Origin of the sequence: Niallia circulans (assembly GCF_007273535.1) — a bacterium.
GTDB lineage: Bacteria > Bacillota > Bacilli > Bacillales > Cytobacillaceae > Niallia > Niallia circulans_B.
The window spans coordinates 230582-244304 of the sequence record NZ_RIBP01000004.1 but is presented as its reverse complement, the minus strand read 5'-3'; the positions used below and the strand labels follow the sequence as shown (position 1 = coordinate 244304).

General features: G+C 37.7%; 15 protein-coding genes. 13 read left to right on the top strand and 2 right to left on the bottom strand.

Annotation, left to right across the window (positions count from 1 at the left end):
* Positions 1 to 12: 12 nt before the first annotated feature.
* On the bottom strand, positions 13 to 204 hold the full coding sequence (locus CEQ21_RS09110; RefSeq protein WP_185764346.1) for a YjzD family protein: 192 nt from the start codon (positions 202 to 204) through the stop codon (positions 13 to 15).
* A 221-nt stretch (positions 205 to 425) separates the two neighbouring features.
* Between CEQ21_RS09110 and CEQ21_RS09105 the strand changes: the two genes are divergently transcribed.
* From CEQ21_RS09105 to CEQ21_RS09095, 3 genes are all read left to right on the top strand, one after another.
* A complete protein-coding gene (locus tag CEQ21_RS09105; protein ID WP_185764345.1) occupies positions 426 to 1166 on the top strand; it encodes a lipase family protein in 741 nt (246 codons plus the stop codon).
* A gap of 143 nt (positions 1167 to 1309) precedes the next feature.
* Positions 1310 to 2074 (top strand): Rossmann-fold NAD(P)-binding domain-containing protein, encoded by a 765-nt coding sequence (locus CEQ21_RS09100; protein ID WP_185764344.1) that lies wholly within the window; start codon positions 1310 to 1312, stop codon positions 2072 to 2074.
* Positions 2075 to 2119: 45 nt separating this feature from the next.
* Entirely contained in the window at positions 2120 to 3079 is a 960-nt protein-coding gene (locus tag CEQ21_RS09095) for a BMP family ABC transporter substrate-binding protein (protein ID WP_185764343.1), read from the top strand.
* Positions 3080 to 3152: 73 nt separating this feature from the next.
* Here the strand turns inward: CEQ21_RS09095 and CEQ21_RS09090 are convergent, their stop codons facing one another.
* Positions 3153 to 3509: a hypothetical protein gene (locus tag CEQ21_RS09090; RefSeq protein ID WP_185764342.1), complete on the bottom strand. Its 357-nt coding sequence runs from the start codon at positions 3507 to 3509 to the stop codon at positions 3153 to 3155.
* Positions 3510 to 3765: 256 nt separating this feature from the next.
* Here CEQ21_RS09090 and CEQ21_RS09085 point away from each other — a divergent pair, with 256 nt between their 5' ends.
* From CEQ21_RS09085 to opp4C, 10 genes are all read left to right on the top strand, one after another.
* Positions 3766 to 4704 carry a beta-ketoacyl-ACP synthase III gene (locus tag CEQ21_RS09085; protein WP_185764341.1) on the top strand — a complete coding sequence of 313 codons (939 nt, stop codon included), beginning with the start codon at positions 3766 to 3768 and terminating at the stop codon, positions 4702 to 4704.
* A gap of 61 nt (positions 4705 to 4765) precedes the next feature.
* Complete coding sequence (gene fabF / locus CEQ21_RS09080; RefSeq protein WP_185764340.1) at positions 4766 to 6004, top strand: beta-ketoacyl-ACP synthase II; 1239 nt, start codon at positions 4766 to 4768, stop codon at positions 6002 to 6004.
* Between the two features lie 261 nt (positions 6005 to 6265).
* Entirely contained in the window at positions 6266 to 6688 is a 423-nt protein-coding gene (locus tag CEQ21_RS09075) for a Fur family transcriptional regulator (protein WP_185764339.1), read from the top strand.
* Entirely contained in the window at positions 6675 to 6806 is a 132-nt protein-coding gene (locus CEQ21_RS27255) for a hypothetical protein (RefSeq protein WP_268878985.1), read from the top strand. Before CEQ21_RS09075 ends, CEQ21_RS27255 begins: the two co-directional genes overlap by 14 nt.
* A gap of 314 nt (positions 6807 to 7120) precedes the next feature.
* A complete protein-coding gene (locus tag CEQ21_RS09070) occupies positions 7121 to 7702 on the top strand; it encodes a DUF2268 domain-containing putative Zn-dependent protease (protein ID WP_185764338.1) in 582 nt (193 codons plus the stop codon).
* Between the two features lie 170 nt (positions 7703 to 7872).
* Positions 7873 to 8901 (top strand): ABC transporter ATP-binding protein, encoded by a 1029-nt coding sequence (locus tag CEQ21_RS09065; protein ID WP_185764337.1) that lies wholly within the window; start codon positions 7873 to 7875, stop codon positions 8899 to 8901.
* Positions 8901 to 9914: an ABC transporter ATP-binding protein gene (locus tag CEQ21_RS09060; RefSeq protein WP_185764336.1), complete on the top strand. Its 1014-nt coding sequence runs from the start codon at positions 8901 to 8903 to the stop codon at positions 9912 to 9914. The genes CEQ21_RS09065 and CEQ21_RS09060 overlap by 1 nt, the downstream gene beginning before the upstream one ends.
* 30 nt (positions 9915 to 9944) lie before the next feature.
* Positions 9945 to 11639, top strand: a complete 1695-nt coding sequence (gene opp4A, locus CEQ21_RS09055; protein WP_185764335.1) for an oligopeptide ABC transporter substrate-binding protein — start codon at positions 9945 to 9947, stop codon at positions 11637 to 11639.
* Positions 11640 to 11679: 40 nt separating this feature from the next.
* Entirely contained in the window at positions 11680 to 12645 is a 966-nt protein-coding gene (gene opp4B, locus CEQ21_RS09050; protein ID WP_185764334.1) for an oligopeptide ABC transporter permease, read from the top strand.
* A gap of 12 nt (positions 12646 to 12657) precedes the next feature.
* The gene (opp4C, locus tag CEQ21_RS09045) at positions 12658 to 13572 is read left to right on the top strand and encodes an oligopeptide ABC transporter permease (protein WP_185764333.1); all 915 of its coding nucleotides are present in this window, start codon (positions 12658 to 12660) and stop codon (positions 13570 to 13572) included.
* The last annotated feature ends 151 nt before the right edge of the window (positions 13573 to 13723 follow it).

Genomic DNA, 13723 nt, shown 5'->3' with positions numbered 1-13723 from the left:
ACTCACTGACAATTAGTGAGAGCCTTCCTCATGACTCGCGTCGTTTGGCAATACAGCTGCCAAAAGGAAAATAACGATAGAAAATACAGCTGCTAACACAACTCCTGTTGAGAAGCTGTAAGTTGTTCCGTTCATAGAACTAATAACGTATGTAAGCATTTGCGCTAAAAGGAATGTCCAAAAAATTGTAATAATATACCGCATACAATCACCTCACACTAATAATTCAATCTGTTCTTATAGTATCATACAGAACCAAAATAATAAATCATATATCCACTCCTTTTTTTACTTCCAGGATAAAAAGAAAGCGAATTCTTATAACTGCATCAGTTAAAACATTAAAAATTGGGCAAACTCCCTTACATTTTGTCAGATTGGTCATACATTAGTAAGAGAAATAACTAAAAAGGAGTTTTTTAGATATGGAGAACCGGAACTTCCAACTGGATACCGAATGGAATATGATACATTATCCAACACAGCAGCCTAACGGTTTCGGTATCTTAATCATTGGTGATGACAGACATTTTGTTGATGCTAATAATAGTTTTTGGGTTCAAAATGAAGGCAAAAAATCAATTATTGACTCGTTACGAAATGAAGGATATACGGTTTTTTCCTCTAATCTTTACGGCAAGAACTGGGGAAGTGAAAGATCTATTATGCTGGCAAAACGCCTGTATGAGCATATGATTCGCTCAGAAATACTCAATCCGAAGATTCACTTGATTGCAGAAGGAATGGGAGCATTGGTTGCAATTAAACTGATGATGGAAATGAAAGAGAAGATTCGTTCTGTTGTGTTATTTAATCCAATCCTATCCTTAAACGAGCATCTTGAGGAAGAAAAGGAACATAAATTTTTCTTTAAAAAGCTTTGCAATGAAATAGCATCCGCCTACGACAAAAACGCTAAGTTCATACCGGAATTCTTAAAGGAAATGAAAGAGCATCAGCTCGAGGAAGCGGGAACTCCATCCAAAATCATCCATATTCTCCATAATGGCAAGTCTTATTATCAATCCCAGCTTTTAAAGGAAAGAACTAGAAAATGGGATCAAGAACAACTGCCAATCTTCGTATCTTATGTTCTCCCAGAGAAAAGGAGCGCTATCCCAAGACAAATCAACCGCTTTTTCAAACAATACGAAAAAAACCTCTAAATTGTTTTGCTATTCCATTAGAGGAGGCTAAAAGCGAAATAATGCTTTAGCCTCCTTTTTCCATTTACAGAAGCTTTGGTGTTTATCATGAACAGGTACATAACTGCATAAGATACAATATTGAACATCGAGGAGGCCTCTAAATGGAAAATGCAGTAATTGTCGGGACATACCAATTTATAGGGTTTCATCTTTGCCATTCCCTATTAGAAGAAGGAGAAGCAGTTTATGGAGTATCTTATCCGAACGTGGAAATCAAGGATATAGAAGATAAAAGGCTGGAGATAGGAAGGAATGCAAATTACCAAGAGATAAGCTGGGAAAACAAAACTGCATTTGAAAGTGGGAAAATTATCTACGATTGCTATGATTTATCAAAAAGCAAACAAATCGTGGAACGTATTAAAAGTGATGTATTGCAATATAACGTGCAGGAGCTAATAAGGCATAACCAAGAACTGATTTTTTTAGGGAACATCTTAGAATTTGAAGAGCATGAAAAAAACTTATACTCGCTATTGGAACAGCAAGGCTTGCCATACAGAGCGATTTACTTTCCGACTTTATTTGGCCCATGGCAGCCAGACGAATTTTTATTTGCTCAGCTCCTAGAAGGCAATGAAGAGATAATTATAAGCGAACAGGAGTATAGGGAAGATGCGATTTTTATAGCAGATGCTGTACTTTCTGTAAAAGAGCTGCTGGTAAAGAAAAGCGGAAAATACACTTTTTTAAGAAGCGGCTTACAGAATCAATGGCAGCAGTGCCAAAAAGAGATTAGGGAGTTAACAGTCGACATTCCGAGCTATACGATTCCTCCAAAGCTACACACTTACAGTGTTGCCAGTACAAACAGTAACGCAGAAAACTTGGAAATGCAAAGAAGACATATTAAGATGTATAAGTAGTAGTATGATAGTTTCGTATAAAAATGAACGAAGAAAGGCTTTCAAATGAATAAATTGAAGTTAATGCTCTCCTTTCTCATTGTGCTGAGCATTCTTGCCTCCTGCGGACAAGCAGACAAAAAGGGGCAATTGAAAAGTGTCGGTTTGCTTGTGAGTGGTACTGTTACCGACCAAGTTTGGGGCACAAAAGGGTATAAAGGTCTATTAAACATCCAATCCAAGTATAATGTTGATGTATATTATAAAGAATACGTCGACTCTCTCGCGCAAACAGAAAGGGCGATTGAAGAATTTAAACATAAGGGAGTAAATCTAATTTTTGGACATGGCAGTGAGTATGCGGCGTTTTTTGATACATTGTCCAAAAAGTATCCTGATATTCATTTCATCAGTTTTAATAGCAGTGCTAACAATGAAAACACGACAAGTGCCTCCTTCGATGGTTATACAATGGGCTTTTTTGGTGGAATGGTTGCAGGCCATATGACTAAGACTAATACAATTTCGGTTATTGCGGCCTTTGATACACAGCCTGAAGTACAAGGATTCAAGGATGGCGCTATGTATGAAAACGAAAATGTTAAGGTTATTGCGGATTTTGTCCAAGGGTGGGATAATCGCGAGAAGGCACTCAAGCTGCTAAATACGGCAATAGCAAATAAAGCTGATATTATTTATCCTGCGGGCGATGAGTTTAATGTTGATATTATTGAGCAAGTGAAGGCAAAAGGACTCTATGCAATTGGATATGTTTCAGATCAGTCCGATCTTGGCAAAATGACTGTTTTGACAAGCACAGTTCAGGATGTTTCAGAAATGTTTGACATTCTTGCCGGTGAGTTCATTGAAGGGAAACTGCAATCTGGCAATATCTCTTACGGAATGAAGGAAAGTGTTATCACATTAGGAAAATTCAGCCCTAGCATAGATACGGCATTTGTAGAGAAAATAAATCAAGAAATCGAGCAATATAAACAGACAGGAAAGCTCCCTAATAAGCAATGACAAAAAGCTTGCACATAATCTTCTTGAAGGAGATGCAAGCTTTTTTCAGCAGATGCTTGCTTTTTGAATAATATTAATCCAGCCACTTCTTGAGCATGGGCTTTACTTTATTTATTAGCGGTTTCAATTCATTAGCGGAACTCATAAAGAGATCAATATTGCTGAAAACCAAGTCCATATCTATTTGGTCCAGATATTGCATTACTCCATCACTTGTCTCTTTTTTGTCCTGAGCTTCCTCGTTATTATGTCTGCTGCGGTTTCCTAATATCCAGGAATCTCCTCTGTTCCTTTCTTGTCGTTGCTCTAATCTCTCTGGCCGTTTTTCCCTGTATACCTTTTTTCCGAGCATAAAATCAAAATAGTAATCTTCCTCGGTATTTTCATTTGCATCATTTTCTTCTAATTCACTTTGGAATTCATCTTCCATTTCCGTTCTCCCCCCTTTAATGCATATCTATAGCTGCTTTGTAATTATCTTATGTTTGATAAAGAAAAGTTGTTTAGACAGGCGCTTATAAAGTGAAAAAAAGTTGCATACTATAGGAGAAATTTGTTAAAATTAGTACCAAGTCATAATAATTGATAATAATATATAAGATGTAATTGCAGATAAAAATGCCTTTCATTTTTCATTTGGCAAGCAAATAAAGTATAATCGGAACATATTAAAGGAGCTGACAGCTTTGAGTACAGGAATTATTGGCCTTGGTCGTGCACTGCCTGAAAAAATATTGACAAATTTTGATTTAGAGAAAATGGTTGATACGAATGATGAATGGATTCGTACACGTACAGGCATTGAAGAGAGAAGAATTGCAGATGATAATACAAATACTTCTGATATAGCATATGAAGCAGCAAAAAAGGCGATAGAGAATGCAAACATCAGCCCAGAGGATATAGACTTGATTTTGGTGGCGACAGTAACACCAGATCAGCCGTTTCCAACAGTAGCATGTATGCTGCAAGAACGTCTTGGCTGCGTGAAAGCTGCAGCAATGGATCTAAGTGCTGCATGTGCCGGATTTATGTACGGCATGGTTACAGCTAAACAGTTCATTGACAATGGTGCATATAAATATGCTCTTGTTGTTGGAGTGGAAAAGCTTTCTAAGATAACTAACTGGGAAGACCGCAATACAGCAGTGCTTTTTGGAGATGGTGGAGGAGCTGTCGTTTTAGGACAAGTGTCAGAAGGGCGAGGTATCCTTTCATTTGAACTAGGCGCTGATGGTTCTGGCGGCAAGCATCTTTTCCAGGATAATGATGACTTTATCCAAATGAATGGCAGAGAGGTTTTCAAATTTGCTGTTCGTCAAATGGGTGAAAGCAGTGAGAACGTATTAGTTAAAGCTGGTCTATCAAAAGAGGATGTTGACTTCCTGATTCCGCATCAAGCGAATATTAGAATAATGGAGGCATCCAGACAGCGTTTGAATCTTCCAGAAGAAAAAATGTCGAAAACAGTCCATAAATACGGAAATACAAGTGCTGCGTCCATTCCAATCTCACTTGTGGAAGAGTATGAAGCAGGTAAAATCAAAGATGATGATGTTATCGTACTAGTAGGCTTTGGCGGCGGTTTGACATGGGGCGCAATCGCACTTCGCTGGGGTAAATAATCCATTAAAAAGAATAATTTACATCCTATAAAAGAACGTACAAACAAAGGAGATTGTAAACATGAGTAATAGAAGAGTAGTCGTTACAGGTATTGGTGCAGTAACACCGGTTGGTAATGATGCTGAAAAAACATGGGAAAATATCGTGAATGGAGTTTCTGGTGTTGGGCCGCTTACTAGAATTAATGCAGATGAATATCCTGCCAAAGTAGCAGCTGAAATTACTGATTTCAATCCAGAAGAATTCATGGATAAAAAAGACGCAAGAAAGATGGACCGCTTTACGCAATATGCTCTGGCAGCTTCGTTAATGGCTGTTAAAGATGCAGACCTGCAAATAACGGATGAAAACTCTGCACGAATTGGTGTTTGGATTGGTTCTGGAATCGGCGGAATGGAAACATTCGAAAACCAATATGAAATCTTTCAAAAGAGAGGCTATAAGCGCGTGAGTCCGTTCTTCGTGCCAATGCTTATTCCCGATATGGCAACAGGACAAGTTTCCATCACTCTTGGTGCAAGAGGGGTAAACTCTTGTACGGTAACAGCTTGTGCTACTGGTACAAACTCTATCGGAGATGCATTTAAAGTTATTCAGCGCGGTGATGCTGATGCGATGATTTCTGGAGGTGCTGAAGCGCCAATAACGAAAATGTCTGTTGCAGGGTTCTGTGCAAATACAGCACTTTCAACAAATCCAGATCCAAAAACAGCAAGCAGACCGTTTGATGCAAATCGTGACGGCTTTGTTATTGGTGAGGGTGCAGGTATTGTCGTATTGGAAGAACTAGAGCATGCACTTGCAAGAGGAGCAAAAATCTACGCAGAAATCGTCGGATACGGCTCAACAGGAGACGCATACCATATCACTTCACCAGCACCAGGCGGAGAAGGCGGCGCACGTGCGATGAAAATGGCAATTAATGATGCAGGCTTAAATCCTGAGGATGTTTCTTATCTTAATGCTCATGGAACAAGCACGGCTTATAATGACAAATTCGAAACAATGGCAATTAAAGAAGTTTTCGGTGACCATGCATATAAATTACCTGTCAGCTCAACAAAATCAATGACAGGACATCTACTGGGAGCTGCAGGCGGAGTAGAAGCGATTTTCAGTGTCCTGTCAATTAAAGACAGTGTCATTCCTCCAACAATCAATTACGAAACACCAGATCCAGATTGTGATTTGGACTATGTGGTTAATCAGCATAGAAAACAAGAAGTAAACGTAGCAATGAGTAATTCATTAGGCTTCGGTGGACATAATGCAACAATAATCTTCAAGAAATACCAGTAAGCAAAAAGTGAACATGAAAAAAGACCAACCACTTAACCGGTTGGTCTTTTTCTTATTGATAATTATTATAAATTAAAATTGACTATAATTAAAAAATGTATATAATTAAATATAGAGTATTGAAGTTTTTGTGAGCAAATAAATAGTAGGAAATGCTTCATTTTTAAACAAAGAAAGCGTTTCCTTAAAAATCCAGTCTTTTCTCATTAGGTTAGACGGATTTTCACTTTACCATCGCTTCGTTTAGCAAAGGAGGATTATATGTTAAGTATTGAAAATGCAGTGCAGTCATTAAAAGAGAAAAATATCCGCTTAACACCTCAAAGGCACGAACTAATAAATATTCTGTCAAAAGGAAACAAGCATTGGACAGTTGAGGAGTTATACCAACTGCTGAATGAGTCCATGCCATCTGTAAGTATCACAACAGTTTATAATAATATCAATTTATTTTGTGAATTAGGGTTAGTGAAAGAAATTCAGTTTGGTGAATCTTTAAGCAAGTATGAATGGAAAAAGGAAGATCACTATCATATCGTCTGCAGTGAATGCGGTGAAATGGTAGATGTTTGGTATCCAGCACTAAAGGAGGTTGAAGTATTTGCCCAATCCATCTCAAAATTCAACATTAGTTCCCATAACCTCCAGTTCTACGGAACATGCAGCAATTGTGAACAAAAATAAACAAAAAGTGCAGCAGGATTGCCCTGTCTGTAAACAGCCGCTGCAAAGGCTGAAGCATTCCATCATTTGCGGCTGCGGCTTTAAGATGATTGTTGATAAACGAAAGAAAATTATGTAACAAAAAAACTCTGCATAAGCTGTGCAGAGTTTTTTTTTGAGTACATTTCCAAGTCATTTGTATTAACACACAAAAAATTAGAATAACATAAACTAACCATATATTCTGTTTCTGGTGAAGGGAAAAGGGGGATTTTAATTGGGATAGTCAACACGAGGGAATGGCTAGATGAGAAATTTAATAAACCAGTCTCAATTTGTGAAGAGCTGAAGGGAACCTTTGAGGGTGAGCCTCCAAGAAAGGTTTATCAGCATTTAGCCAATTTTGGTATGTATAAGCCATCACGGAAAACGAAGGAAGTTTATACTTCTCTTGTGAAAGAGGATGTATGGGCAAAGTGTGATAAATTTTTTAAGAAATACAAAAAGCTATGGAATGGTCCTGATATCCCGATTTATATTTTTCCTTTTAATCAGTCTAACAGGGGTAATGATAACAAATCAGGCTTGTCATTTACTGATATGCTGTTTCTTTTTATTGGAGATATCGAGGACGAAAAAGAATTGGAAGCATTGTTCATTCATGAATATCATCATGTATGCCGAATACATTATCAAAAGAAGGCTATTGACGATTATAGTCTGTTAGACTCCATTATTATCGAAGGGCTTGCAGAGCATTCCGTAAAAATGCACTGTGGAGAGAAATACAATGCTGACTGGTGTCATAAATATAAAGAAGAAGAGCTGGAAGAGTACTGGAGCAAATATTTGAAAGATAACCTCGACGTTAATAAAAGCAATTATGTGCACGATGCCTTGTTATTTGGCTTGGGAAAATATCCAGACATGCTAGGATATTGTTATGGATTTTACCTGATTACAAAATTTAAAAAACAAAAAAGCTTTTCTGAAAAAGCATATTTTAATTTGGAAAGTGAAAAGTTTTTAGTGTGAATACATTAAAAAAATGGAAGAAACCTTGTCAGTAAAGGGTTTCTTTTTTTATTTGTAAATAAGTTCAGAAAAAAATTCCAAGAGAAAATATTAAAACTAATAAATTTGTAATAGTTTTTTAACAAAACGAATAAAATGTCAAAAAAGTCTCAATATGTAAGAGGTGCAAAATGAACGGTAATACTTCTTCTGCGACAAGCATTAACAACTTGCTAGAGGTAAAGAACCTAGAAACTTCCTTTTCTATTGATGGGAAACTGTACAATGCAGTCGATAATGTTTCCTTCCAAGTAAAGCCGCGTCAAATTGTTGGCATTGTTGGAGAATCCGGCTGCGGGAAATCCGTGCTTAGCCTTTCCATAATGAAGCTCCTCCCAAAAGGTGCTGGGAACATTCGCTCAGGCGAAATTCTCTTTGATGGAGTTCACCTGGAAACAATGGAAGATAAAGAGATTAATAATATTAGAGGAAATGACATCTCCATGATATTTCAAGAACCAATGACCTCGTTAAACCCTGTTTTCACCATTGGCTTTCAATTGATGGAGGTTTTGCTGAACCACCACAAAATAACAAAAAAACAGGCAAGACAAAAAAGCATTGAACTATTAAAAAGCGTCGGGATATCAAGACCAGAAAAACTTGTCGATGAATATCCACATCAGCTTTCAGGCGGTATGCGTCAAAGGGTAATGATAGCAATTGCAATCGCCTGCCAGCCCAAACTCTTGATTGCTGACGAACCAACAACCGCACTTGATGTAACAGTCCAAGCCCAAATCCTTGAGCTTATGAAAGAAATCCAAGAAGAAAACAACATGTCAGTTATCCTTATTACCCATGATTTAGGGGTTGTGGCTGAAATGTGCGATGAAGTCATTGTTATGTATGCGGGCAAAATCGTCGAAAAGACAGATGTCGATACATTGTTTTATGACCCAAAGCATCCCTATACAAAGCTGCTAATGGAAGCTATTCCAAAAATGGACGAGGAAGTCGAGCTGCTTAGCTCTATCAGCGGCATCGTCCCATCCCTGAAAAATATGCCAGAAGCTGGCTGTCGATTTGCCGAGCGCTGCCCAATGGCAATGCCAGAATGCAAATACATAACACCAATCCTGGCAAGCCTCAAAGATGGACATGAAGTATCCTGCCTGCTTTATGACCAAGGCAAGCCGAGGGAAGGAGTGGATGTGTGATGACCAAAAATTCAGCAGTTACGAACGAAGTAAAAAGAGATCAAGATCAGGAAACAATTTTGCAAGTGAACGGGTTAAAAACCTACTTTCCTGTTAAAGCAGGCTTCTTTGGTAAAACAGTAGCACATGTTAAAGCAGTTGACGGAGTCTCGTTTGCAATCAAAAAAGGGGAAACATTTGGGTTAGTTGGTGAATCGGGTTGCGGTAAATCGACGACAGGGAGAACGATATTACGCTTCTTAAACCCTTATGAGGGCAATATTCTTTTTGATAATAAGGATATAACTGAATTAAAGGGAAAATCATTGCGAGAGATTCGTAAGGATGTGCAAATGGTCTTTCAGGATCCATATGCTTCTCTTAACCCTATGCAGATGGTAGGTGATATAATTGCCGAGCCTTTAAGAAACTATTATAAAAATAAATCGAAGACCGAATTACAAACAGAAGTAATGGACCTGCTAACAAAGGTAGGATTACCAACGGATGCTTATTATAAGTATGCACATGAATTTTCAGGAGGACAAAGGCAAAGGATTGGTATTGCGAGAGCACTTGCGCTGAAGCCAAAGCTGATTATAGCAGATGAACCGGTTTCTGCCCTCGATGTATCTGTACAGTCACAGGTGTTAAATCTCTTAAAACAATTGCAGGCGGAGTTTGATTTAACCTTTTTATTCATCGCCCATGATTTAAGTGTCGTTAAGCATATGAGTGACCAAATTGGCGTTATGTACTTGGGGAATTTGGTTGAAATAGCAAATAAAGAGGGGATGTACGAAGCGCCACTGCATCCATATACTCAAGCCTTAATTTCAGCAATACCAGAACCGGATCCTAGAAAAAAGAAAAGGCGAATTATTTTAGAAGGCGATGTACCAAGTCCGATTAACCCACCATCAGGCTGCACGTTTCATCCAAGATGTCCTTTTGCCAAGGCAGAATGTAAAGAGATAAAGCCTGTTTTAAAGGAGGTGAAACCATTACATAAAGTAGCTTGCCATCTATATTAAAAAAAGAGTTTTTAAGGGGGAGGAACAAAAATGAAAAAGAATTGGATTGTCTTAACTGCTTTCATGTTAATTTTGTCTGCTTTTCTGGCAGCTTGCAGTGGTGATGGAGAAAAGACCTCTACAAATGAAGGGAATGCAACAGGCGAACCACAGGATGGTGGAACTCTTGTTTATTCACTTGATTCTGCTCCAGAGGGTTTGTTTAACTGGTCATTTTACGCTAATGCAACAGATGCTGAAGTAATGGAGTTTTTTGATGAAAGCTTAATAGATTATGATGAAAACCTTAAGCCACAGCCAAATATTGCATCTTGGAAAACAGAGGATAACAAGGTGTATACATTTACCTTTAAAGAAGGCGTTAAATGGCATAACGGGGAAGAGCTTACTGTTAATGACTGGGTTTTTGCGTTAGAAACACTTGCAGACAAAGACTATGATGGACCACGATACACAAATGTCCAAACAATTGAGGGAGCTCCTGCATATCATGACGGCTCTGCCGACAGCATTTCAGGAATTAAAATAATTGATGATTACAACATTGAAATTACATTTGACAAAGCAAGAGTTAACAACTTGGAAAACGTATGGACATATGCAATGCCTGCAAAGGAATTTGAAGGAATTGCTGTTAAAGACATGGCGAGTTCAGAGCAAGTAAGAACAAAACCTGTTGGATTAGGGCCATTCAAAGTTAAAAATATTGTTCCAGGCGAATCGGTCGAATTTGAAAGATTTGATGACTATTTCAATGGCAAGCCTCACTTAGATGGAGTGGTTCTTAAAGTAATCGATCCTTCTTTAACAATTGGTGAATTGCAAAATAATACATTAGATATGACTGCATTCCATCCTAGCATTAAGGCAGATATCGAGGCATTGGATAACGTGAAAATCGAACAATATCCTGGTTTGTCTTATTACTATATTGGCTTTAGATTAGGAACTTGGGATGGAAGCAAAAACGTTATGAATGAACCTAAATATCAGGATCTAAAACTGCGTCAAGCTATGTATTATGCAATGAATAGAGATGAATGGAATGAAGCCTTCTTTTATGGTGTAGGTAAGACTGTTAATACACCAGTACCATCTAATCACTGGATTTCAGCTGACAACAGTGAATTAGAACAATTTAAGTATGATCCAGAAAAGGCAAAGTCCTTGCTTGATGAAGCTGGATATAAAGATATAGATGGCGATGGTTTCAGAGAAGATCCAAATGGAGATCCTTTTACAGTTAAATTCTCGCATTACGCAACAAATAACCCGACATTCGAAACTCGTGCACAAGCGATTGTTCAATATTGGGAAGAGGTCGGTTTAAAAACTGAACTTAGCATGACAGATGTTAATCTTTATTATGATCAAATTGAAAAAGCTGATAAGTCCATTGAAGTCTTCTTTGGCGGCTGGTCTACTGGGACAGATCCAGATCCATCTGGCTTGTGGAGATCTGATGCTCTATGGAATTACTCAAGATGGGTAAGTGAGAAGAGCGATAAATTATTGGATGACGCTTTAGATGTTAGCATTGTCGGTACTGATCAAGAAAAACGTAAAGAGCTGTATGTAGAATGGCAGAAACAATTTATGGAGGAATTGCCTGCACTTCCTGTAGCTGAACTTGATGAAGTGATGGCTCTTAATAAACGTGTTCAAGGTGTGACATTTGATGTTTCAGGAAAAAACAGACCAAACGAATGGTGGATTCAGCAATAAAACAGACTAATAGATTTTAAAATAAGGAGAAGAGAGTTACATGTTGAAATATACATTGCGAAGAATATTAGGCATGATACCAATGTTGCTCCTTACTTCTGTTGTGGTATTCTCCCTGGCGAAATTAATGCCAGGGGATTCCCTCAGTGGAGAGATTGATCCTAATAATACAGATCCTCAATATATAGCTGAAATGAGAGAAAAGCTTGGCTACAATGATCCTGAATATGTGCAATATTTTCGCTGGGTGACAGATTTTATGAAAGGCGATTTTGGTACATCAACCCGATATAAAATAGATGTATCAGATCTCATTACGGAACGGCTGCCAAATACAATCTTCCTTGGAATCACCGCTCTAATTATTACGTATATTCTTGCCTTTACTTTCGGGATGATTTCTGGAAGAAAACCTTATACAATTCGGGACAACCTGATTGCAGGTATAAACTATATTGGACTGGCAATTCCTTCGTTTGTAGCTGGAGTCATTACTATATACCTTTTTGCTTTTAAATTAAATTGGTTTCCTTCAAATGGTTCTGTAGGAATAGGATTGATAAAAGGATCATTTGAATATTACATGAGCAGGCTTCATCATGTTTTTTTACCAGCGATTGTGCTTGGTGCATTAGCAACAGCTAGCTACACACAATTTCTTAGAAATGACATTATCGAAAACAGCAGAAAGGATTTTGTCAGAACAGCACGAGCAAAAGGGACGCATGAAAGTAAAATTTATAATGTTCATATATTACGAAATTCTATGATACCGCTAGTAACGTTTTTAGGATTTGATATCGCTGCATTAATAGGCGGTGCAGTTATTACCGAAACAATTTTCACTTACCCGGGGATTGGTCAACTAATGATTCAATCTGTTGGTACGAGAGACTATCCAGTACTGTTAACATTGTTAATGCTCTTTTCGTTTTTAACATTGCTGGGCAACCTCATAGCTGATATTTTATACGGCATTGTAGATCCAAGGATAAGGGTAAGTTAGGAGGAAAGGAAAATGGAAGTAATTACTCCGAAAAATAACAATAACTTAAATGTAGACATAAAAGTAAAAAGCCTTTCTCCATGGGCACAAGCTAGAAGTAAATTCATCAAGAATAAGATTGCGATGGTAAGCTTGTTATTCCTTATACTTGTGACCATTCTTTCCTTTTTAGCTCCTTATATCACTACAATAGATATAACGAAGGTGAATATAGGTCAAATGTCTTTAAAGCCTTCTGGTGACCATTGGCTTGGTACAGATAAAAGTGGAAGAGATGTGTTTACCCGCTTATTATATGGAGGCAGAATTTCTTTACTTGTAGGAATATCCTGTACTGTTACGGTTGTTTTTTTAGGTACATTAGTTGGATCTATGGCAGGATATTATGGTGGCAAGATTGATAGCATGTTGATGAGATTCACTGACTTTATCATGGTGTTTCCGTTTTTAGTGTTTGTAATTGTACTTAATGCCATTCTTCAAGGTATTGTTTCAGGATTATCGGTTTTAATCATCGTAATAAGTCTGCTGAGCTGGGGAGGGGTAGCGAGAATTGTGCGCAGTAAAATCCTCTCGGAGAAGGAAAACGAATATATTCTTGCGGCCATTTCCATCGGAGGTAAACCAAGTAAAGTTATTATTAAACATTTACTGCCAAATGTTATGTCTACTATTATCGTGCAAGCATCTATTCTCTTTGCGAGTATGATTGTTGTTGAGTCTGGATTAAGTTATTTGGGATTTGGTGTACCGCAAGAGGTGCCAAGCTGGGGGAATATGCTGTCATCTGCAAACGAACCGGATGTGCTGCAGAATAAACCGTGGATATGGTTACCGCCAGCAATTATGATTACACTGACAATACTATCCATTAACTTCATCGGAGAAGGTTTAAAAGACGCCTTCAACCCAAAATCAAAACGATGATGATTAACAGGTTTACAGTACAATCAGAAAAGGCTATAAGAAAAGAAGCAAAAAGTCTTTCTCACATAGAAAGGCTTTTTTGCATGATAAATCTATAGAGAGTTTGTACATATATCAGACAAAAACATCATAATAATAAACATACTATTAA